The organism is Sphingobium bisphenolivorans, from assembly GCF_000412635.1.
GTDB lineage: Bacteria > Pseudomonadota > Alphaproteobacteria > Sphingomonadales > Sphingomonadaceae > Sphingobium > Sphingobium bisphenolivorans.
In genome coordinates this window covers 226,665-248,060 of the sequence record NZ_ASTG01000001.1, presented here as the reverse complement: position 1 = coordinate 248,060, position 21,396 = coordinate 226,665, and the positions used below count along the sequence as shown (strand labels likewise).

Below are 21,396 nucleotides of genomic sequence, written 5' to 3'. Positions count from 1 at the left end.
ACCATCGCGCCTTTGTGACAATCGGATTGCACTTTTATGACATTGGCTCCGATCGCCCGGCTGTCGAGATTGATTTTGGATCAAAGCTTTGCCGTCGCGGGCTTTTCTTCGGCCACCATGCCGGGGAGGAGGATGGTGATGGTCGTTCCCTTGCCCACGACGCTCGCGATGTCGAGCCGGGCGCGATGCCGTTCCACGATATGCTTGACGATCGCGAGGCCGAGGCCGGTCCCGCCGATCGCGCGGCTTCGGCCGGAATCGACGCGATAAAAGCGCTCCGTCAGGCGCGGCAGATGATCGGGGCCGATGCCTTCGCCTTCGTCGGCGACGGTCAGGCGCATCATGCCGGCCGGTCCCCCTGCCAGCGAGACGCGGATCGGCGTGCCGGCCCGGCCATATTTGACCGAATTGCCCACCAGATTATGCAGTAGCTGCGACAGCTGGGCTCGGTCACCCTGCACCGGGGGCAGGGCAGGGTCGATCTCCATCTCCACTTCCCGCCCGCGCTCGCCGTGGCTGGTGCGGAACACCCCGACCACCTCGGCTACCAGCCCGGCCATATCCACCGCCGTTTCGGGCACCCGATATTTCTCCGCCTCGATGCGCGAGAGGGAAATGAGATCGTCGATCAGTCGCTGCATTCGCCGCGCTTCACCGTCCATGATCGTCAGGAAGCGCTGTCGCGTTTCCGTGTCGCGTCCAAGATCGGGGTCGGCCAGCGTTTCGATGAAGCCCAAAATGCCGGCCAGCGGGGTGCGCAGCTCATGGCTCGCATTGGCGACGAAATCGACGCGCATCTTCTCGGCAGCATGGGTGCCGCTATGATCGGCCAGATGAACGAGGCGCCGCACGCGGTGCGTGGCGGGATCATCGTCGCCGACCGGCGCGATCCGCATTTGCCAGCGTTGTTCCCGTCCGCCAAGGCCCACCAGCTCCACCATCACCGGTTCGGCCATCGGCGCCTGACTTGCGAGCCGCTCAGCCGCGGCCGGATGGCGGATGGCGATGCGGGCGTCCTCCCCCTCGATATGCGCGCCCAGCAGCCGCTGCGCCGCGCGGTTGGCGCAGATGATCCGCCCGCGCTCGGTCAGCATCAGCGGATCGGCGATGCCCTCCAGCAAACTTCGAAGATCGGGGGGCGCCGCTTCGTCCAGTTCGTCCGACTCCGCCGTGTCGATGGGCGGAGCGGGCAGGGGGCCGCGCGCCGCGATGACCAGCACCGCCAGCCCCGCTGCCACGGGCAAGGCGATCTCGACCAGGTCCGCGCCGATGATGAGCGCGCCGCCGGTCGCCAGCAGCAGGACGGCAAGCGCGCTCATGATCTGGGAGGTGGTCAGTCGATTCATGGTTACCAAGCTGGATTCTTTGACGCATTTGCTGCAAAGACGCCGTAATAGCGTGCAATTTTTACACTTTGGCAAGGGCGATAGCGGAACAGGACGGTATGAGCGAGCAATTGCCCCCGCAGCATGGTCCGACCCCGCAGGATACGGATGCGCTGGATGCTGTTACCCCATCGCGCCGCCAGTTGCTGATGGGCGGCGCCGTTGCCGCATCGGCGATCGTCTCGATCCGCCCCGCATTGGCGAGCACCGCCGCGTCGGTGCTGAATTGCACGATCCAGGTGCCCGATCAGGGTCGCGCCGCAAATTATATCGCGCCCAACGGGCAGCTGGTTCCCGCTGGAACACCGGGTGCCTTTCCCGGCGTCGGCAAGGGCTTCACCGGCGAGCAGGTGAAACAGGCAATGCGCGGCGGCCGGTTGCCGGGCACCAGCTATGAGCAGAACCAGGCTTATCTGAACTATATCCGTCGCCTTCAGTCGGGAACGAGCGGCTTTACCTGCTACGCGTCCCTGCAAATGCCGCGCTAGGGCCGTCCTGAGCGTTAGCGACCTGATTACCCTTCTGCTGTAAGGCCGGATGTCTTTCCGGGGAACAGGTCGTGACCGTATCGCTCTATTATCGTCAGGATGGGCCGGACGCTCTTGTCGCCTGCGCGCTGGAGGAAATGCTGCTCCTCTATCATCGGCCATCGGGACAGACGCATATGGTGATCAGTCCCGTTCCCGAGATATTGGGAGAGCTGACCGCCGGCCCTCTGGCGGCTGGGGAGATCGTCGATCGATTGGCGCAGCGTTATGAGCTTGGCGCACGGGATCAGGCGGTCGGCGCAGTGGAGGCGCACCTTGCCGAAATGACGGCCCTGGGGCTGGTGCGCGCGGCGTGAGGCATAGTCTGTTCCTCAAGATCGGGCCGGCGACTTTCCGCATCGGCTCTGCATGGCGGCAGCCGCTCGATCATCTGAAGACGCTTTATGCCGATTACCCCGCCGCAGACGGCGGCATCACCGACTTCACCGTTCGCCTGGAGCCGTCGGCCTTCCTGCGGCGCTGGGTGCGGCCTTCCATCTTCATCACGGGCGACCATGGCCTGGCCGATGCCGCGCCGATGAGCCTGGACCATGGCCTGCTCGCCGCCGAAATGGGCATGAACCTGCAGATGGCGCTGGGCTGGCGACGGCACCTGCTGCTCCACGCCTCCAGTGTCGAGAAGGACGGCAGGGCGCTGGTGATGACGGGCGAATCGGGATCGGGCAAGTCGACGCTGGCGGCGCAACTGGGCGAGCGGGGATGGAGGCTGATGGGCGACGAGTTCGCCCTGCTCGACCTGTTGACCGGTGAGCTACTTCCCTTTCCGCGCCTCGTCTCGCTCAAAAATGGTGCCATCGGGGTACTTGCCGCGGAAGCGCCGAGTGCGCGTCTCGGCCCGCTGCTGACGGGCACAGCCAAGGGCGACATCTGCCATCTTGTTCCCCGCGCCGATGCGATCGTGCGGATGGGGGAGCGTGCACGGCCCTCGATGCTGCTCTTTCCCCGCTTCGGCCATGAAGCCGCTGTGCGGCCGGTCGGACAGGGCGAGGTCTTCATGCGGTTGACGCAGGCGTCCACCAATTATGTGGCCTTGGGCGAACCGGGTTTTGCGGCGCTGACCCGCTTCGTGCAGGCGGTGCCGTCCCATGCCCTCGACTTCAGGTCGGGCGAGGAGGCGATCGACATGGTCGAACGGCTTTGGGCGATGCGCGAATGAATGCTCTGCCCCTGGTCAGGGCGTTGCGGGAGCCGGCGTCCGCGGCCACGCTCGACGTTCCCGGCTGGAACGCGCTGATCGCGATGGCGCGTGCCGAGCGGCTCATCGGAACGCTGGCATTTCGGCTCGCCGACCAGCCCCTGCCCCCCGCGATGCAGCCGATCCTCGCGGATGCGCGGATCGATGCGGAGCGGGAGTCGCGGCAGGCGCTATGGGAGGCGGACCGCGCAGCCGAGGCGATAAAGCCGTTGGGCCTGCCGCTGCTGCTGCTGAAGGGCACGGCCTACGCGGCCGCCGGGCTGAAGGCGGGTGAAGGGCGCTTCATCGGCGATCTCGATATTCTCGTGCCGCGCGCGTCCATGCCTGCGGTCGAGCGCTCCCTGCTCGACGCGGGCTGGGAATGGGTGAAGTCCGATCCCTATGACGACGCCTATTACCGGCAATGGATGCATGAGCTGCCTCCGCTGATCCATAGCAGTCGTGATCGGATGATTGATGTCCACCATACGATTTTGCCGCTGACTGCGCGCCAACGGCCTGATGCGGAGGCGATAATGGCGGAAGCTGTTCCGATTACCGGTCAGTTATCCATGCTCTCGGCTGAGGACCGCATCTGCCACGCGGCCGCGCATCTGCTGGCGGACGGCGACCTCGCTGGAGGGCTCCGCAACCTGTGGGACATTCACTGCTTGCTCAAGGATGTAGATGCCGAGGGGCTTGAAGAGCGGGCCCGCCGCCATGGCCTCCTGCCTCATGTCCGGCAGGCGCGACGGCTGGCGGAAGCACTTTATGGCGCGGGCGCGCGGCTGACCCCTTGGGATCGCCTTGTCCGTGCCAGATTGCTCGCACGCGATGGCTGGGGCCGGGAAACGCACAAGCTGCTCCGTTTCGGCTTCTATCTGCGATCCCATTGGCTGCGCATGCCGCCTGCGATGCTTGCCCGCCATTTGTGGACCAAATGGCGCAAGGGACACCGTCCCGCCTAATCGCGCTTCAATATGTGCATCGCCAGCACCGTCATCGCCTCGCTGGCGGTGGCGACCACCTTCTCTGCATCCGGCGCCCAGAAGGGGCTGTGCAGCGACGGCAGGCGAATTTCCTTCGCCTGCGCCTTCACCATCTGATCGGCCCGCACCCCGCCTACCCAGAAGATGAAGCTGTTGATGCTCTTGTCGGCGCGATAGTAGCGGCCGAAATCCTCACCCGCCATGGAAGGTCGCGTCTCGGCAACGGTGCCTTGCGCGAAATGTCCCTTCAGCACGTCCGCCATCTGATTGGCGAAGGCGGGCGGGTTGTAGGTGGAGGGGGTGAACTCATCCTTCACTGACATGACCGGCATGCGATCGTCGGGCACCCCGGCGGCGATCGCTTCTCCGCGCGCGATCCGGTCGATGCCGCGGATCAGCTTCTCGCGCGTTTCGTCGGAATAGCTGCGCACGGTGAGCAGCAGCTTCGCCTCATCCGGGATGATATTATGCTTGGCGCCACCCACGAAGCTGCCCACCGTCACCACGGCCGGATCGAACGGGTCCTGTTCCCGGCTGATGAGCGTCTGGAGCGAGCCGACGATGCGCGCGCCCAGTACGATGGGATCGCGGCTCGCCTGCGGGTAGGCGCCATGTCCGCCCGAGCCGCGCACCAGCAGGTCGATACTGTCCACATTGGCGAGTGCATAGCCCGGCGTATAGCCGATCTTCCCCGCCTCCAACTCAGCCGTATTGTGGAAGGCGAGGGCATGGGTCGGGCGCGGGAAGCGGGTATATAGCCCATCCTCCAGCATCGCGCGCGCGCCATGCCCGATTTCCTCGGCCGGCTGGAGGATCATGACCAGCGTGCCTTTCCACCTGTCCTTCATCGAGGACAGCAGCCGAGCCGTCTCGATAAAGGCGGTCATGTGCGTGTCATGGCCGCAAGCGTGCATGACGCCGGTCTCGATCCCGTCCGCCGTCTTGGCCTTAACCTTCGAGGCAAAGGGCAGGCCCGTTTGCTCCGTCACCGGCAGCGCGTCCATGTCCGCGCGGATCAGCAGGACGGGGCCACTGCCATTTTTCATCACCGCCACCACGCCCGTTCCGCCCACTCGGTCGGTCACGTCGAACTTCATCGCCTTCAAACGGCGCGCGAGCTTCGCAGCTGTGGCGCTTTCCCGGTCGGACAGTTCCGGATTGGCATGAAGGTCGCGGTACAGCGTCATCAGCCCGTCCATGTCACTGCCGATCGTCGCGGTGATCTCGCCGCCTGGAGCAGGCGCCGTACTGGCCGTTTGAGCGCTGGCGATCGACGAAAGACTGGCGGCGGCTGCGATAGCCGTCAGCAGGTGGGGCATGGATTTCTTGTCTCCCTTGAACTTGCCGCAGCATAGGAGATTTTCACTCAGCCGCCAGACGCAGAAACGCCCGCCGTTGCCGACGGGCGCTGCCGCTGATCGATGGGAGCGCGATCAGAAGTGGAAGATCACGCCCGCCGTCGGACGGAAGCTGTCGAAATCATAGGTTTCGGTCTGGAAGCGAAAACGGATGCCGCTGTTGCCGGTGATGCCGCCCAGACCGATGTCCTTGGGTCCGACTTCCACACCCGCGCCGTACATCCAGTCCTTGCGGTCGGGCCAGCCCTGCTTGCCGTGGACCCACTGATAGCCCGCGGAGGCGAAGATCATGCCGCTCTCACCCGCGCGCGCGCCGAAACGGCCCTTGACGCCATATTCCCAGTCGATGTCGGACCAGCCCTTGGTGGCATTGCCCTCGACGCCGACGAAGACAGGGCCCAGCGGCACGTTGACGCCTGCAACGCCGCTCAGGATCGCGCCGCTCATGATGGTTTCGCCGGGCACGCTGCCGAACTCGGTTCTCCGGTCGAAGCTGTGCCAGCCGCCGAGAATGCCGACATAGGGCTCAATGCCGAAGGCCGGCGTGCCGTCGGGAGCGGTTTCCTCCTGAGCGGAGGCGACAGAAGGCAGCGCCGCAACGAGTGCGGCTGCGAACAGATATTTTTTCATTGAAGTTTCCCTTTAGCCTGTCGGTGTTCGGTTCCGGATCAGATAACCACCTGATCGGCGCAGGGTTTCTTCAGTATTGATAATCACCCGAACCTGTCGCTCAATTGCAACAGTTCAGGTTGGCGGGATTGATGTGCTTTCCTTCTGCGGCGCAGCATCACTGCGCGGTCCACCCGCCATCGATGCTCATGTTCGCGCCAGTGATGTTCGCGGCCGCGTCGCCGCAGAGAAACAGCGCCATCGCCGCGACCTGCTCGACCGTCACGAACTGCTTTGTCGGCTGGCCGGCTAGCAGAACATCGTTCATCACCTGCTCCCGCGTCATATTGCGCGCCTTCATCGTGTCGGGGATCTGGTTCTCCACCAGCGGCGTCCAGACATAGCCCGGCGAAATGCAGTTTGCCGTGATGCCGAAGGTTGCCAACTCCAGCGCCAAAGTCTTGGTGAATCCGGCAAGGCCGTGCTTGGCGGTGACATAGGCGCTCTTGAAAGGGGAAGCGGTCAGCGAATGGGCGCTCGCTGTCTGGATGATGCGGCCCCACTTTTTCGACTTCATATAGGGGATGGCGAGCCGCGATGTGTGGAACGCGCTGGTGAGATTGAGCGCGATGATGAGGTCCCATTTCTCGACCGGGAAATCCTCTACCGGCGCGACGTGCTGCATGCCGGCATTGTTGATGAGGATATCGACGCCGCCAAAGGCATCGGCGGCCTCCTTCATCATGGCCTCGATCTGGTCGGCCTTCGTCAGGTCATGGCCGCTGTAGAGCGCCTTTGCGCCGCCCAGTGCCTCAAGCCCCTGCCGTTCCTGCTCGATCGCGGCCGCGTCGCCAAAGCCGTTGATGACGACATTCGCTCCTTCGCCGGCCAGTGCCTTGGCATAGGCGAGGCCGATGCCCGAGGTCGATCCGGTGATGAGAGCGGTCTTGCCAGCCAGCGATTGGCTCATGCCTGTTTCTCCTTGAGATGATCGGGGGCGTCGAGGTCGAATGTGGAGCTTTTACCATTGACGATGTTGCGGGCGATGAGGTCGCCCTTGTGCATGACTTCCTCCACCGCTTCGCGGCCCTGGTTCCAATGGTCAAGCATGGTGGAGCGGGAGAATTCGAAGTCGCGCGCGCCGCTTTCCCATGCGCGGCTGCGGTAGATGAGATGGACGATGTTGACCGAACCGCGGTCCATATATTGGCGCAGTCGCTGGGCGTCCGGATCGTCGCGCAGGTCAGGAGGCAACTTGTCCAGCAAGGATTGGATCGCCTTATGCTCCCGCCGCAGACGGAGATATTGGTCCGTCACCTGCCGGGTGCGGCTGGAATATTGGATGTCCTTGCTGCGCGAGTAGACGTCCGTCATCTGGCGCGGCATCGGACCTTCGGCGGGAAACAGATCGACCTGAAACACCAGCATGTCGTCGGTCTGATGGTCGAGCACATGGGCGAGCGGCGTGTTGGATACCATGCCGCCGTCCCAATAGCAGCGCCCGTCGATCTCCACGGGCGGCAGGCCTGGCGGCAGCGCGCCCGAGGCCATGATGTGCCGCGCGTCGATCCGCGTGTTGCCGTCCGGGCCGCGCGTGTCCCAATAGGCAAAGTTGCCGCTTTCGACATCAACCGCTCCGACCGACAGCCGCACCGGCCCGTCATTGAGCAGATCCCAGTCCACGCAGGCGTCGAGCGTGCCCTTGAGCGGGGCGCTGTCATAGAAACTGATCGCGCCCGCTGTACCTTCGGGCATCAGGGGCGCGGGCCAAAGCCGGGGCCGAAACATGCCCGGCACGCCGAAGGTCGCCACGACGCCCGCCGCCATCAGATGCGCGGCTTCGCGAATATGGTCGATCTCCGGCAGCACGATATTGGGCATGCCGCCAGAGACGGTGAGCCAGAATTTCTTGAGCCGGCTGCGCCGTTTGTGAGGAGGGTTGCCCGCGATGATGGCTGCATTAACCGCGCCTATGGAGATGCCTGCGACCCAGCTGACGTCGATGCCCAGATCGTCCAGCCGCTCGTAAACGCCCGCCTGAAACGATCCCAGCGCGCCGCCGCCCTGCAGCAGCAGCGCCACTTGTTGCGGCAGGGACAGGGGCGTCGCAGCGCGCCGCTTGGGCTGGGGTTCTATGTCGGCCATGCGCGTCCCAATACAGCCAATGCAGCCTCCAATCTAACGGAAGTTCGTTCGGTGCTGCAACTGCGAAGCTTCCTGACCGTTCCAACGGGGTTCGGAATAAGTTAGCACAGGGTGAGAGGAGACAGGGCGATGCGGCTGGACGATGAGAGGGAAAGCAGCAATTTCGAGGTTCAGGACGGTCGTGGCGGCGGTTTTGGCGGAGGCCTTGGCGGCGGTCTTGGCATGTTGCTGCCCTTTATCGGCAGCCGGTTCGGCTGCGGCGGTATCGTCGTCGTCCTGATCATCATGGCCGTCATGGGCGTCAATCCGCTCAGTCTTTTGAGCGGCGGCGGCGGCCAGGCGCCCCAGAGCACGTCGGTGAGCCGAGATCCCGCCAAGCTTAACGACATCCAGCATTGGTCGCTGCGCGTTCTGGGGTCGACCGAGCGGGTCTGGGGTCAGGTTTTCCAGGAATCCGGCGTACAATATCAGCCGACGGTTCTCTCCTTCTACTCGCAGGCGGGGACGTCGGGCTGCGGCGCTGCGCAGAGCGCCATGGGTCCCTTCTATTGTCCGAACGACAAGAAGGTCTATCTCGACACCGAGTTTTTCAACGAGCTGCGCCAGCGCTTCGGCGCGCCGGGCGACTTCGCGCAGGCCTATGTCATCGCGCACGAGGTCGGGCATCATGTCCAGGACCTGGAAGGAACGCTGGGTCAGGTGAACAAGGCGCAGCGATCCAGCGGAGAGGCCGAGGGCAACGCGCTTCAGGTCAGGGTGGAACTGCAGGCCGACTGCTACGCCGGCGTCTGGGCCAAGCGCACGGGCCTTATGGAGGCGGGCGACCTGGAAGAAGGGATGCGCGCGGCAGAGGCGATCGGCGACGATACCTTGCAGAAGTCCGCAGGACGCCGCCCCGTGCCGGAAAGCTTCACCCACGGCACCAGCGCCCAGCGCATGGAGTGGCTGCGGCGGGGCCTGCAGAGTGGCGACCCGGCGCAATGCGATACGTTCAAGGCGATGTAAGGCTTATTCCGGCACTGTATCCGGTGCGGGAGGAGGAGACATTTCACCGACGGGGGCTGGTGCGGATGAAACCGACGGCAGCCCTGCGCCGGGCGCGAGAAAGGGTTTGCCCGCCTCCGCCATAGGCTGACCGAAGTTGGACGCCTCATCCGTCGCAGCGGGAGGAACGGCTTCAGGGACGAGCGTTTCGGGCAGCGCCGCGGCAGGAGCAGGTTCAGGCACGGGGGTTGGCGCTGGATGGCTGGCATGCGGCACGAAATTTTCCGCGACAAGCACCAGCAAGGGCGCCGCTACGAGCGTCACCAGGGCGAAAGATTTGTAGATCATGGCAGCGTCCTGAAAATCAGGCGCAACCATGCCAGATCAGGGTAAATAAATCGCTGCTACGCGTGATCTTCTTACACGGGAACACCCCGAAGCAAGGCTCCTTTGCTGTAGCCTAGGTCCAGCCGGGGGTGGCGGTCATTCAAACAGGATCGATGCTCTAATGCCGGTCCAGTTCCGCAAGCAGGTCCACCATATCCTCGGGCAGCGATTCCCGGCCGGCCCGAAAGGTCGATCTCAGCGCATTGCCGATCCCCTCATAGGGCTGCGGCAAGCCGATCGTCAGGACGCGGCGGATCGCTCCTTCCGAGGCTTTTGCCGTCCTGACCATGGGTTTGCGCTGCATTTCCATATCTTTGTAACGTAACTGCCCCGCAAAAGTTTCTGGCGTTCGTCGCAAAGCAGCGCGATATCAGCGCGATCATGACGAGCGAAAATGCGAACATATGGTTGGCGGCTGCGGCACGGATGAGGGCGCATTCGCCCTTTTTGTCCCGGCAGATGGACCGTTTTCCCGAGTTGGCGGCGCTGCTCGAAGCCGGGGATTTCGATGCAGCCCTGAACACCGCGTACAATGTTGCCGCAGCGGAAGATGGGGTGGCCCGGTCGCTCCGGCGGCGGCGGGGCGCGGTGGCGCTGGTCACCGCCTGTGCCGACCTTGCCGGCGCATGGGATCTCGATCGCGTCACGCGCACCCTGTCCGACTTTGCCGACCAGGCGCTGGAGGAGGCGCTAGCCGCCGCCATGGCGGAACGTTACCCGGACGCGCCGCATCGGGGCTTTGTCGTGCTGGCGCTTGGCAAGCATGGCAGCCGGGAGCTGAATTACTCGTCCGATATCGATCCGATCCTGCTCTACGACCCGCGTACGCTGCCGCATGGCGAGCGGGAAGACCCTGCCGATGCGGCGGTGCGGATCGGCCGCCGGGTGAGCGAGCTGCTGAGCGCGCGAGACGGCGACGGTTATGTCTTTCGCGTCGATCTGCGCCTGCGTCCCTCGCCCGAAGCGACGCCGATCGCGCTCCCGGTGGAAGCTGCCATCGGCTATTATGAATCGACCGCGCTCGGCTGGGAGCAGGCGGCGTTCATCCGTGCTCGGCCGGCAGCGGGCGATCTGGCCCTCGGCGAATATTTCATGCAGGCGATCCGGCCCTTTGTCTGGCGTCGCAACCTTGATTTCGGCGCGATCGATGCGATTACCGACATCAGCCGCCGTATTCGCGACCATTATTCGCAGGGGCAGGCCTTCGGGCCGGGCTATGACCTCAAGCGCGGGCGCGGCGGCATTCGCGAGATCGAATTTTTCGCGCAGGTTCATCAGCTGATCCATGGCGGTCGCGATCCGTCGCTGCGATCGGGCAACACGCGGGAGGCGCTGCGCGCGCTGGCGCAGGCCGGCGTGTTCGGTGCGGACGTCTCGGCCCGGCTGGACGAAGCCTATGTGCTTTTCCGTACAATCGAGCACCGCCTGCAGATGGTGGAGGACCGGCAGACCCATGAGCTGCCCAAAGGCGCGGAGGCGATGGATAATGTCGCGCGCCTGCACGGACTGGAAGATGGTGCGGCGCTGCTCAACCTGCTGCGCCCGCAGGTTCAGTGGGTCGGCAGCAATTATGACCAGCTGAGCCCGGTCGGGGCCGACGAGTCGCTCTCGCATGACGAGGAGCGGCTGAGGGTTCAACTGGGCGATCTGGGTTTCGCCGATCCTGACACGCCGCTGGCGCGCATTACCCGCTGGCGATCCGGCACGGTGCGCGCGCTGCGCAGCGCGCCGTCGCGGGAGGCGCTGGAGGAACTGCTGCCGGGGCTGATGCGCACGCTCGCGCATGCGCCCGACCCGGCGCGCGCGCTGAACCGGCTGGACGATCTGATCGGCCGCCTGCCGAGCGCGATCAACTTCTTCAAGCTGCTCTCCGCCCGGCCGGGCCTGGCCGAACTGCTCGCCGAACTGCTGAGCCACGCGCCGACACTGGCCGATGCGCTCGGCCGGCGAGCGGAACTGCTCGACGGGTTGATCGACACGTCGGCCTTCGATCCGCCGCCGCCGGTGGAGCAGCTCGCCGCGCAGTTCGCCCGGCTGGAGCAGGGGGAGGATTATCAGTTCCTGCTCGACCGGGTACGGGAGCGCGTCAACGACCGCCGCTTTGCGCTGGGGGCGCAGATCATCCGGGGCGGCGATCCGCTGGAGGCGGGAAGGGGCTACAGCCGCGTCGCAGAAGCCGCGATCGAGGCGCTGACCGCCGCCACCATCGCCGAGTTCGAAGCTGCGCATGGCAAGGTGCCTGGCGGCGAGATGGTGATCCTGGCGCTCGGCCGGTTGGGCGGTGGGGTCCTCACCCATGCGTCGGACCTTGACCTGGTCTACCTCTTCACCGGCGATTTTCTGGCTGAGTCCGATGGCCCCAGGCCGCTCGGCGCAACCCAATATTTCAACCGTCTCGGCCAGCGGATCACCAACGCGCTCTCCGTCCAGACGGCCGGGGGCGCGCTTTACGAGGTCGATACGCGGCTTCGTCCCTCCGGGGCGCAGGGGCTGCTCGCCGTTAGCCTCGACAGCTTCGCGCGGTACCAGCGGGAGGAAGCATGGACCTGGGAACATCTCGCCCTGACCCGCGCCCGGCCGGTGTTCGGATCGCCGCAGGCCCGCGCGGCGCTGGGTGCGATCCTCACTGACACGCTGGAGCGGCCGCGCGATTATGAAGAGCTCGCCCGTCAGGCGGTGAAGATGCGCGGAGATATCGCCAAGCATAAGCCGCCAGCCGGTGATCTGGACGTCAAGCTGGTGCCGGGCGGGCTGGTAGACCTCGAGTTCCTGATCCATGTGACCCAGTTCCGCCATAATATAGCGTTCGACCCGGACCTTCGCGCCGCGCTCGAGCAGTTGGTCGCGGGGGGGCATCTGCCGCGCGAACTGGTGGCCGCGCATGACCTTATCACCCGGTTCCTGATCGTTTCACGGCTCGTTTCACCCAAGTCAACCGAGCCGCCCGATGCGACGCGCCCGCTTGTGGCACGGGCCTGCGGCGTCGACAGCTGGGAAGCGCTGCTTGAAAGCTATGGGGAAGCGCGCCAAAGGGTGCGCGAGGCATGGCTGGCGCTTGCGGCGCCTTATGAGGAAGAATGACGATGTTGGAAGCGGGCGATGCTGTTCCCGACGTGGCTTTGAAGGGCGCTGACGGCGCGGACTTCACCCTGTCGCGTTATCGCGGCAAGCCGCTCGTCGTCTATTTTTATCCGAGGGCCGACACGCCCGGCTGCACCAATGAGGCGAAGGATTTCACCGAATTGGCAGGCGAGTTTGCGGCGCTCGGCGTGCCGGTGGTCGGCATTTCCAAGGACAAGCCGGCCAAGCTCCAGAAATTCGCCGATAAATATGGCCTGCAAGTGACGCTTGCCTCTGACGAGCCGGGCGACGCATGCGAGGCTTTCGGCACCTGGGTCGAAAAATCGCTCTATGGCCGCAAATATATGGGGATAGAGCGCGCGACCTTCCTGATCGACGGAGACGGCAAGGTCGTGCGGGTCTGGCCCAAGGTGAAGGTCAAGGGCCATGCCGCCGAGGTGCTGGAGGCGGCGAAGTCGCTTTGATCCTGCCGCCTGTCGTTGACAGCGTGGGCGCTGCCTGTGCCCATGTGCTCATGACCGCCGATCCGACGGCCAAGCTGATGGCTGCGCGAGCGGCCGCGCGCACCTGGCGGCTGGGAAAGCTTGCCCGGCGGTTCGATGCGGTCATGCCGGATCGGCCCGCGCGGCCGGAAACGCCGCTGCTCCTGCCGCCCAATCAGATGCCAAAGCGCGGGAAGATCGGCTCCGAACGGGCCCGCATCGCCATGCTCCATGCGCTGGCACACATCGAATTCGTCGCGATCGATCTCGCCTTCGACCTGATCGGCCGTTTCGGGGCGGAATTTCCCCGGGCCTTTGTCGATGACTGGATGCGCGTCGGCGCTGACGAGGCGATGCATTTCGCCTTGCTGGACCGGCGGCTGAAGCAGCTGGGCAGCCATTATGGCGCGCTGCCTGCGCATGACGGGCTGTGGCAGGCGGCGGGAGAGACAGCCCATGACGCCATGGCGCGGCTGGCGATCGTTCCGATGGTGCTGGAGGCGCGGGCGCTCGACATCACGCCGGCGACGATCGAGCGGTTCGAGGGCGCCGGAGACAAGCGGTCCGCCTTCATGCTGCAGCGGATCATGACGGACGAAATCCGGCACGTCGCGGCAGGGACGATCTGGTTCGGCCATGCGACGAACCGAGCGGGCGTGGACCCCGCAAATCATTACCAAATCCTTGTGAAACGGCATTTTCGTGGCGCGCTGAAGCCTCCGTTCAACGACTCGGCGCGCGCGAAAGCCGGTTTAACGCGTGAATTTTATGCTGCGCTTGCAGAATGAGCCTGCGCATGTCCTTTTAATGATGCGGGTGGCGATTTCGATCGCATTTTGGTCAACACGGGGAGTGCCGGAAGGCAATAGCCTCCGGTAGAATAAGTCGGGGTCGGCATGTTGGTTTCTCGTTCTGATAATGCGCGCGTTGCGCGATGGTTCCGTTGTGCGCTCAACTTCGTCGGAGCGGCGAGTGTGGCAGGAGCGCTCTGCGCCGCCGCGCCCGCCAGCGCTAAAGTGGATGCCGATGATCCCTATGGCGATGCATCGGAGATCAACAGCAGCCCGCTTGGGCCGCAGGATGTCGGCTTTGCCAACCTCTTTTCCAGCCTGCAGCGTCTGGATGGCACGACCAAGGCGAGCAACAACATCCCCTCGGGTCGTCCGGTCGAACGACTGTCCATGACCTCGAACTTCGGCGTTCGGTCCGACCCGTTCAACGGCGGCGCGCGCATGCACAAGGGCATCGATATTCCGGGGCCGCAGGGCACCAAGATTTACGCGACCGCTGATGGCATCGTCAGCCGCGCCGGCTGGGCCAGCGGCTATGGCAATCTGGTCCAGATTTCCCACGGTGCCGGCATGGAGACGCGCTACGGCCACATGTCGAAGCTGCTGGTCGCGGCGAACAGCTATGTGCATCGCGGCCAGTTGATCGGCCTGATGGGTTCGACCGGCCGCTCGACCGGCAGCCACCTTCATTATGAGGTGCGCGTCGATGGCCAGGCGATCAATCCGATCCCGTTCGTCTCCGGTCCCGACTATATGGTGGCGATGAACACCAAGCCGCCCGTCGCGATGGGCGGTCCCACCAAGGCTCAGGAAAAGGCTGCCGAGTAAGCGGCGGTTCTCCCAGCAGTTACAAGGGCCCGGCGAGAGCGATCTTGCCGGGCCTTTTGCTTCACCCTATCTAGGCGCCATGGCTGAAATAGACCTTACCCCTTCTGCCGCCGCCCGCGTGGCGACGATCGCCGCCAAGCAGGGCAAGCCTGCGATCCTGCGCCTTGCCGTGGAAGGCGGCGGATGTTCGGGCTTCCAATATCGGTTCGGCCTGGCCGATGCGGTCGAGGCGGACGATGTCGCCGTCGAACGCGATGGCGTGACTCTGGTTGTCGATGATGTCAGCCTTGACCTTGTTCGCGGATCGGCGGTCGATTTCGTGTCGGACCTGGGCGGAGCGGCGTTCAAGGTGACCAATCCCAACGCGACGGCCGGCTGCGGCTGTGGAACCAGCTTTTCCGTCTGATTGACTTTATTCCTCCGTTCGTGTCGAGCGAGAGCGCAACACGGGGACGAACGGAGCCAGCATGCGCATCGCCACCTTCAACATCAACGGCATCAAGGCCCGCCTGCCGCGCCTGCTGGAATGGCTGAACGAGACGCAGCCCGACATCGCCTGCCTTCAGGAAATCAAGACCTCCGACGACACCTTCCCGCTGAAGGATATTGAGGAGGTCGGCTATGGCGCGATCTGGCATGGGCAGAAGGGGTTCAATGGCGTCGCCATCCTGGCGCGGGGCGAAACGCCGGTAGAGGTGCGCCGGGGCCTTGAGGGCGAGCCCGAGGACGAGCATAGCCGTTACATTGAGGCAGACGTGAAGGGTGTGCGCGTCGCCAGCATCTACCTTCCCAACGGGAACCCGCAGCCCGGCCCGAAGTTCGACTATAAGCTTCGCTGGATGAAGCGGCTGCGCGACCGCGCTACGGAAATCTGGGCGCAGGAAGTGCCGGCGGTCCTCGCTGGCGACTATAATGTCATTCCCCGCGACAAGGATGTTTATTCGGTGAAGGCGATGGCCACCGATGCGCTGATGCAGCCGGAAAGCCGCGCCGCTTACCGCCGGCTTCTGGGCGACGGCTGGACCGATGCGATCGCCAGCCGCCATCCGGCCGGGGGCGTGTGGACCTATTGGGATTATCAGATGAACGCCTGGCCGCGCGACGCGGGCTTCCGCATCGATCATCTGCTGCTCAGCCCAGCCGCCGCCGATCGGCTGCTGGACGCGCAGGTCGACAAGGACTTTCGTGGGCGGGAGAAGGCGAGCGATCACGCGCCGACCTGGGTCGAACTCGCGGAATAGTTTTGGGATCAGGCCCGCGCCGCGACAGCCACCTTCATGCCCTGGGCTGCCCGCGCGTCGCTGATCTCGCGAGCGGTCCAGGCGCCGTCCTGCTGCCTATAGGCGACATGATGGCCGCGCTGAAAGCTCGCCCCGTCCCACACCACCACCTGCAGCTCTATATCGTCGAAATGGCGGACATGAAGCCAGTTGAAGCTTTGCGGCTCGGCGTTGCGCAGCCGGGTCGATGTCGCCGTCCCTGCCTGGATCACCAGCGCTCCGCCGGCGTCCGCGACCATCTTCTGCGCGGCCTCCGCATAGGTGCGGTGAAAGTGCCCCGCTAACGCGATGTGGATCCCCGCGTCCCGAGCGGCCTTCACCGCATCGTCATGGCGGCCGACGGCCTCGCTCAGTTCGCCGCCCTTGCCGATCGGCATGGCGAACAGCGGGTGGTGAGTCACGAGGATGCGCGTTTTCGCCGCCGCCACGGGGGCGAAGCGCTCACGCATCATCCGCATCTGCTCATGATTGAGCCGCCCGTCCTTGATCGTCAGTGACCGCGCGGTGTTGAGGCCGAGGATCGCGACCTCATCATCCTCGTAGAAGGGGCAGAGGTCGTTGCTGATATAGCGTTTGTAGCGCCGCAAGGGCGCGCCGAAGCGGCGGAAGATATCGTAAAGCGGCACATCATGATTGCCGGGGATTACCAGCAGCTTCAGGCCCGCCGCGCGCAGCCGGTTGACCCAGGCGGACGCCTCCCTGAACTGCTCCTGCCGTGCACGCTGCGTCAGGTCGCCGCTGATGATGACGAGATCGGGCTGCTGCTGGTGTAGCCAGGCTTCGGTGGCGGCGACGATCTTGGGGTCGTTCGCGCCAAAGTGAATGTCGGACAGATGAGCGATACGGGCCATGGCGGTTCAACGAGTGCAGAGCGCAAAATGTTTCGGCCGGAGCCGAAGCGGCGCTTGCGTGTTGTTGGGGCATGGAAACAAAATCGCTGCCGCGGGAAGCGGTTCTGATCGTCAACGTCCATTCCCGCCGCGGGGAAGCGCTGTTCACCGACGCGAAGGCGAAGCTGGAGCAGGCGGGCCTGCGCTTGATAGACGCGCTTCCGGTGAAAGACCCGGAGCGGCTTCAGGATACGGTGCGCGGTGCGGTCGGGACGGGCGCGCCAATGGTGATCGTGGGGGGAGGGGATGGCTCACTCTCCGGCACGGTCGATGAGCTGGTCGGAAAGGAATGTGTTTTCGGCGTGCTGCCACTCGGTACCGCGAACAGCTTCGCGCGCACGCTTGGCATTCCGCTCGATCTGGATGGCGCGGTCGCCGCGATTGTAAGCGGGCGCCGCCGCCGGATCGACCTTGGCATGATCGGCAATGATTATTTCGTGAACGCCGCCTCCCTCGGCCTGTCGCCGATGATCGGGCAAACCGTTCCGCACAAGCTGAAACGCTATCTGGGGCGGCTGGGCTATCTGGTCTGGGCGGTCAAATGCTCGGCCAAGTTCCGTGCATTTCGCCTCATGCTGGACGATGGCAAGGGCGAGCAGCGCCTATGGTCTACGGAGGTGCGCATCCTGAACGGCCCCTATCATGGCGGTGTGGAGCTATCGGAGAACGCTGATGTCGATACGGGCGAGCTGGTGATCCAGGCGGTGGTCGGCCGCAGTCATGCGCGGCTTGCGTGGGATTGGTACGCCAAATTCTTCAAGCTGCGCGACCGGGACTCGCATACGCTGGAACTGCGCGGCAAATCCTTTCGCATCGAGACGAAGCCGCGCCAGCATATCTCGATCGATGGCGAAGTTGTCGCGGCGACGCCCGCCTTGGCACGGATCGCACCGGGCGCGGTGGAGGTGGCGGTCCCGGCCGACGCTTGACCGTGCCCCCTCAAAGATCCTTTTCGTAGATCTGATACACCTTGTTCATCTGGCTCTGGAGCGCGTCGGCGATGGCATTCATGCCCTGATTATCGTCCAGCACCCAGCCGATTTCACCGCGTGTCGCGCCATAATGAGCGGTCGCGTTGCGGCGGATATATTCGATCATCATGAAGGCCAGCTGGCTCGCCATGCGGGAGGATTGCAGGCGCTGCACCACACCCATCAGCGGCACGCGCATCGTGCGGCACTGAGGCTTCCGCAACCAGCGGAGCAGCTTCACCCAGCCGAAGGGGAGAAGCGAGCCGTTGAGCGGCTTGATCGCTTCATTGAGGTCCGGCAGCGTCATCATGAACGCGACCGGCTCCCCATCCAGTTCCGCGATCATGATCAGGTCCTCGAACACGATCGGCTTCAGCTTCTTGCCGGTATGCGCGACCTCAGCGTCGGTGATCGGCACGAAGCCCCAATTCTTGCCCCAGGCATCGTTGAGGATGCCAAGGATGATCGCGGCTTCGGCTTCGAATTTTGACTTGTCGACCTTTCGGATGCGGATGCGCGCATTCTTCTCGCCGGAGGCGACGATGCGCTGAATCAGCGGCGGGAACTGCTGGGTAATGTCCAGCTCATAGGTTTTGAGCTGCTTGACCGGCCGATAGCCCGCACCTTCGATGACCGATTGATAGGCGGGACTGTTGTGCCCCATCATCACCGTCGGCGGATGATCGTGGCCCTCGATCAGCAGGCCCGGCTCCTCCCAGATGGAGAGGGAGATCGGCCCCAGCACCCGCGTCATCCCCTTGGCGCGCAGCCAGCCTTCCGCCGCCGCGATCAACGCGGCGCCGACCTCAGCGTCTTCAGCCTCGAACAGGCCGAAATTACCGGTACCCGGACCCATGCCCTGCTCGGCTGGCTGAGAGAGCGCGAGATGGTCGATATGGGCCGACACGCGCCCAACGACCTGCTTGCCGCGCCGAGCGAGGAAATATTGCGCTTCGGCATGGCCGAAAAACGGGTTTTTGCCTGGCGTGATTATCTCATACACCTCGCTCTTGAGCGGCGGCACCCAGTTGGGGTCGTTAGCATAGAGCCGCCATGGCAGATCGACAAAGGCCTTGCGGTCGGCCTTGGAAGTGACGGGAGTGATCACCAGATCGGAATGTGCCACGGCAGAGCTTTCGGATTGAGAGGTGGTGCAGCAGTTCGGCGCTTGTTTTCCGATTGTCAATCGGGACATGAGCGGTAGGCCTCAACAGGGGCAAGCCGTCATCTTGCTGCCACGATCTCAGCGCATTTATCCTTTAGGAACCACGTCATGACTGTGCATGATCCCAAGATCGCGGCTGCTGCCCGGACGCGGAGCGCGATCCCCGACGACGCCGCCATGCTGCGCGCGGCCGCTGATTTGACGCGGGAGTTTTCGGCCGCCAAGCCTTCCATTTATTGGCCCGACATGCTGGCCTCCGCTCTGGTCGGCTATGCCGCGCTCGCCGGCGCCATTTTGGCGGACCGGACCGAAGTTGCCCTATTGTGCGGTGTCGTAGCGATGCTGGCGCTGTATCGCGCGGCGAGCTTCATCCATGAGCTGACGCATATCCGCAAGGGGGCGCTGCCCGGCTTTCGGCTTGGCTGGAACCTGATTGTCGGCGTTCCGCTGATGATCCCCTCCTTCATGTATGAGGAGGTGCATACCCAGCATCATGCGCGCACCCGCTATGGCACGGCGAACGATCCTGAATATCTGCCGCTGGCGCTGATGAAACCCTGGTCGCTGCCGCTGTTCATCCTTGTCGCCGCGCTGGCGCCGATCGGACTGATCCTGCGTTTCGGCCTGCTGACGCCGCTGAGCGCCATATTTCCGCCGCTACGCCGCAAGGTGGTTGCCGAATTTTCCGCTCTGTCGATCAATCCCGCCTATCGCCGCCGCCCGCCGGAAGGGGCTTTCGCGCGGCAGTGGCTGTGGCAGGAGGTGGCGACGAGCGCCTTTGCGCTGGCGCTGGCCGGCAGCGTGTTCGCCTTCGGATGGAAGCCGCTGCTGACCTATATGGCCGTGCATTCGACGATGACGGTGATCAACCAGTTGCGCACGCTGGTGGCGCACCTTTGGGAAAATGAGGGCGATGCGATGACGGTCACCGCTCAATATCTGGACTCCGTCAACGTGCCGCCGCCGTCGCCTCTCGCCGCGATCTGGGCTCCGGTCGGGTTGCGCTACCATGCCTTGCACCATCTGTTGCCCAGCGTGCCCTACCATGCGCTGGGCAGGGCGCATGCCCGCCTGATCGCGACGCTTGGTGCAGAGTCGCCCTATCATAAGGGCAATTATACGGGCATGTGGCCGCTGGTCGGCAAGATCGCGCGCAGCACGATGGCGAAGCGCTGAGCTGGGTCCAGGTGGTGCCCCTGCGAAGGCCGGGCCGGGAAAGCGCTTATTCCTCGGTCCGGAACAGCACCGTTTCGCCGACCAGCAGGAACAGCAGGAACGGCGCCCATGCGGCGAGGAAGGGCGGGTAAGCGCCCAGATTGCCCATGGCGAGCGAGAAATTGTCCGCCACGAAATAGGCAAAGCCCAATGCCATGCCGATCACGGCGCGTACGAACAACTGCCCCGACCGCGCAAGGCCAAAGGCGGCGACCGACCCCAGGATCGGCATCAGCAGCGCCGAAAGCGGTCCCGACAGCTTGTGCCACAAGCTTCCTTCCAGTTCCGCCGTAGGCCGTCCGGCATCGCGCAGGTCGCCGATTGCCGCCTGCAACTGGCTGAAGGTCAGAGCGTCAGGATCGACCTTCGCCAGCGTGAACTGGTCGGGCCGGATATCGCGGCCGAAGCGCACCGTCCCGACCTGCTTCTCGGTCCCGCGCGCGACATCGAATCGGCGGGCATTTTCCAACAGCCAGCTTTTGCTCGCCGCGTCATAATGGCCCCTGGGGGCCTGGACGATAGTGGTGAGGCTGTTGTTGACGCGGTTGAAAATCTCGACCTTGCGCAATTGAACCGCTGTTCCGCGCCCTGCCACGATCGCGGCGGTAACCAGATTATTGCCGTCGCGCACCCAAGGATTGCTCTTGATCCCGCTGTCGGGTGGCAGGGGGCCATATTCCACCGCCTGCCAGGCCGACAGCCGCGCTGTGGATCGCGCCACGATCCGTTCATTGAAGGCATAGCTGATAATCGCGACCCCCAGCGCCGTGGCAATCAGCGGCGCCAATATCTGATGTGCCGACAGACCCGCCGCCTTCATCGAGATGATTTCGCTGTTCTGGTTCAGCGTCGCCAGCATGATCAAGGTGCCGAGCAGCACCGAAAAGGGCAGGAAGCGCGCGACGATCTGCGGCGCGCGGAGCGAGACATAATGCCACAGTTGCGCGTCGCCATTGCCTGCATAGGCGAGCACGTCGCCCGACTCGCCCAGCAGGTCGAGCGTCTGCAATACCACCACCAACAGCGCCAGCACCGCGAAGGTACGGGTCAGGAACAGCCGGGCCATGTACCAGCTGAGCTGGCGCGAAGGGAAGAAGTTGAACTGCTGCATGGA

23 protein-coding genes are annotated in these 21,396 nt (G+C 64.4%); 13 read left to right on the top strand and 10 right to left on the bottom strand.

The features are described 5' to 3' along the window. Window positions 1-80: 80 nt before the first annotated feature. Window positions 81-1,346, bottom strand: a complete 1,266-nt coding sequence (locus L858_RS0101300; RefSeq protein WP_022681338.1) for an ATP-binding protein — start codon at window positions 1,344-1,346, stop codon at window positions 81-83. Between the two features lie 98 nt (window positions 1,347-1,444). Here L858_RS0101300 and L858_RS0101295 point away from each other — a divergent pair, with 98 nt between their 5' ends. From L858_RS0101295 to L858_RS0101280, 4 genes are all read left to right on the top strand, one after another. Beyond that, the gene (locus L858_RS0101295; protein ID WP_022681337.1) at window positions 1,445-1,873 is read left to right on the top strand and encodes a hypothetical protein; all 429 of its coding nucleotides are present in this window, start codon (window positions 1,445-1,447) and stop codon (window positions 1,871-1,873) included. Between the two features lie 71 nt (window positions 1,874-1,944). Then, a complete protein-coding gene (locus L858_RS0101290) occupies window positions 1,945-2,229 on the top strand; it encodes an HPr-rel-A system PqqD family peptide chaperone (RefSeq protein WP_022681336.1) in 285 nt (94 codons plus the stop codon). Further along, the gene (locus tag L858_RS0101285; RefSeq protein ID WP_022681335.1) at window positions 2,226-3,089 is read left to right on the top strand and encodes an HprK-related kinase A; all 864 of its coding nucleotides are present in this window, start codon (window positions 2,226-2,228) and stop codon (window positions 3,087-3,089) included. The genes L858_RS0101290 and L858_RS0101285 overlap by 4 nt, the downstream gene beginning before the upstream one ends. Beyond that, the gene (locus L858_RS0101280) at window positions 3,086-4,075 is read left to right on the top strand and encodes a nucleotidyltransferase domain-containing protein (RefSeq protein ID WP_022681334.1); all 990 of its coding nucleotides are present in this window, start codon (window positions 3,086-3,088) and stop codon (window positions 4,073-4,075) included. Before L858_RS0101285 ends, L858_RS0101280 begins: the two co-directional genes overlap by 4 nt. On the opposite strand, the gene L858_RS0101275 is transcribed toward L858_RS0101280, so the two are convergent. From L858_RS0101275 to L858_RS0101260, 4 genes are all read right to left on the bottom strand, one after another. Beyond that, window positions 4,072-5,415, bottom strand: a complete 1,344-nt coding sequence (locus tag L858_RS0101275) for an amidohydrolase (RefSeq protein ID WP_022681333.1) — start codon at window positions 5,413-5,415, stop codon at window positions 4,072-4,074. The two genes, L858_RS0101280 and L858_RS0101275, sit on opposite strands and share 4 nt — an antisense overlap. 114 nt (window positions 5,416-5,529) lie before the next feature. Continuing rightward, the gene (locus L858_RS0101270) at window positions 5,530-6,084 is read right to left on the bottom strand and encodes an outer membrane protein (RefSeq protein WP_022681332.1); all 555 of its coding nucleotides are present in this window, start codon (window positions 6,082-6,084) and stop codon (window positions 5,530-5,532) included. A gap of 157 nt (window positions 6,085-6,241) precedes the next feature. Beyond that, entirely contained in the window at window positions 6,242-7,033 is a 792-nt protein-coding gene (locus L858_RS0101265) for a 3-hydroxybutyrate dehydrogenase (protein ID WP_022681331.1), read from the bottom strand. Further along, window positions 7,030-8,208 (bottom strand): patatin-like phospholipase family protein, encoded by a 1,179-nt coding sequence (locus L858_RS0101260; protein ID WP_022681330.1) that lies wholly within the window; start codon window positions 8,206-8,208, stop codon window positions 7,030-7,032. The genes L858_RS0101265 and L858_RS0101260 overlap by 4 nt, the downstream gene beginning before the upstream one ends. 129 nt (window positions 8,209-8,337) lie before the next feature. Here L858_RS0101260 and ypfJ point away from each other — a divergent pair, with 129 nt between their 5' ends. After that, window positions 8,338-9,213 (top strand): KPN_02809 family neutral zinc metallopeptidase, encoded by an 876-nt coding sequence (gene ypfJ / locus L858_RS0101255; protein WP_022681329.1) that lies wholly within the window; start codon window positions 8,338-8,340, stop codon window positions 9,211-9,213. 3 nt (window positions 9,214-9,216) lie between these two features. Here ypfJ and L858_RS0101250 read toward each other — a convergent pair whose 3' ends face one another. Further along, the gene (locus L858_RS0101250) at window positions 9,217-9,540 is read right to left on the bottom strand and encodes a hypothetical protein (RefSeq protein ID WP_028055670.1); all 324 of its coding nucleotides are present in this window, start codon (window positions 9,538-9,540) and stop codon (window positions 9,217-9,219) included. Between the two features lie 157 nt (window positions 9,541-9,697). Next, window positions 9,698-9,889, bottom strand: coding sequence for a hypothetical protein (locus L858_RS0101245; protein WP_022681327.1), 192 nt, complete (start codon window positions 9,887-9,889; stop codon window positions 9,698-9,700). 71 nt (window positions 9,890-9,960) lie between these two features. On the opposite strand from L858_RS0101245, the gene L858_RS0101240 reads away from it, so the two are divergent. From L858_RS0101240 to xth, 6 genes are all read left to right on the top strand, one after another. After that, window positions 9,961-12,660, top strand: coding sequence for a bifunctional [glutamine synthetase] adenylyltransferase/[glutamine synthetase]-adenylyl-L-tyrosine phosphorylase (locus L858_RS0101240; protein WP_022681326.1), 2,700 nt, complete (start codon window positions 9,961-9,963; stop codon window positions 12,658-12,660). 2 nt (window positions 12,661-12,662) lie between these two features. Further along, window positions 12,663-13,124, top strand: a complete 462-nt coding sequence (gene bcp, locus L858_RS0101235; protein WP_028055669.1) for a thioredoxin-dependent thiol peroxidase — start codon at window positions 12,663-12,665, stop codon at window positions 13,122-13,124. Window positions 13,125-13,174: 50 nt separating this feature from the next. Then, window positions 13,175-13,930 (top strand): ferritin-like domain-containing protein, encoded by a 756-nt coding sequence (locus L858_RS0101230; protein WP_420801821.1) that lies wholly within the window; start codon window positions 13,175-13,177, stop codon window positions 13,928-13,930. A gap of 108 nt (window positions 13,931-14,038) precedes the next feature. Then, window positions 14,039-14,761, top strand: coding sequence for a M23 family metallopeptidase (locus L858_RS0101225; RefSeq protein ID WP_022681323.1), 723 nt, complete (start codon window positions 14,039-14,041; stop codon window positions 14,759-14,761). A 79-nt stretch (window positions 14,762-14,840) separates the two neighbouring features. Further along, the gene (erpA, locus tag L858_RS0101220; protein WP_022681322.1) at window positions 14,841-15,167 is read left to right on the top strand and encodes an iron-sulfur cluster insertion protein ErpA; all 327 of its coding nucleotides are present in this window, start codon (window positions 14,841-14,843) and stop codon (window positions 15,165-15,167) included. Window positions 15,168-15,228: 61 nt separating this feature from the next. Continuing rightward, window positions 15,229-16,002: an exodeoxyribonuclease III gene (gene xth / locus L858_RS0101215; protein ID WP_022681321.1), complete on the top strand. Its 774-nt coding sequence runs from the start codon at window positions 15,229-15,231 to the stop codon at window positions 16,000-16,002. 8 nt (window positions 16,003-16,010) lie between these two features. Here xth and L858_RS0101210 read toward each other — a convergent pair whose 3' ends face one another. Next, window positions 16,011-16,892: a metallophosphoesterase family protein gene (locus L858_RS0101210; RefSeq protein ID WP_022681320.1), complete on the bottom strand. Its 882-nt coding sequence runs from the start codon at window positions 16,890-16,892 to the stop codon at window positions 16,011-16,013. Window positions 16,893-16,963: 71 nt separating this feature from the next. Between L858_RS0101210 and L858_RS0101205 the strand changes: the two genes are divergently transcribed. Continuing rightward, a complete protein-coding gene (locus tag L858_RS0101205; protein ID WP_022681319.1) occupies window positions 16,964-17,860 on the top strand; it encodes a diacylglycerol/lipid kinase family protein in 897 nt (298 codons plus the stop codon). Window positions 17,861-17,870: 10 nt separating this feature from the next. Here L858_RS0101205 and L858_RS0101200 read toward each other — a convergent pair whose 3' ends face one another. Further along, window positions 17,871-19,028: a hypothetical protein gene (locus L858_RS0101200; RefSeq protein WP_022681318.1), complete on the bottom strand. Its 1,158-nt coding sequence runs from the start codon at window positions 19,026-19,028 to the stop codon at window positions 17,871-17,873. A gap of 147 nt (window positions 19,029-19,175) precedes the next feature. On the opposite strand from L858_RS0101200, the gene L858_RS0101195 reads away from it, so the two are divergent. Continuing rightward, window positions 19,176-20,243, top strand: coding sequence for a fatty acid desaturase family protein (locus tag L858_RS0101195; protein WP_022681317.1), 1,068 nt, complete (start codon window positions 19,176-19,178; stop codon window positions 20,241-20,243). Window positions 20,244-20,289: 46 nt separating this feature from the next. On the opposite strand, the gene lptG is transcribed toward L858_RS0101195, so the two are convergent. Beyond that, window positions 20,290-21,393, bottom strand: coding sequence for an LPS export ABC transporter permease LptG (gene lptG / locus L858_RS0101190; RefSeq protein ID WP_022681316.1), 1,104 nt, complete (start codon window positions 21,391-21,393; stop codon window positions 20,290-20,292). Window positions 21,394-21,396: the final 3 nt, after the last annotated feature.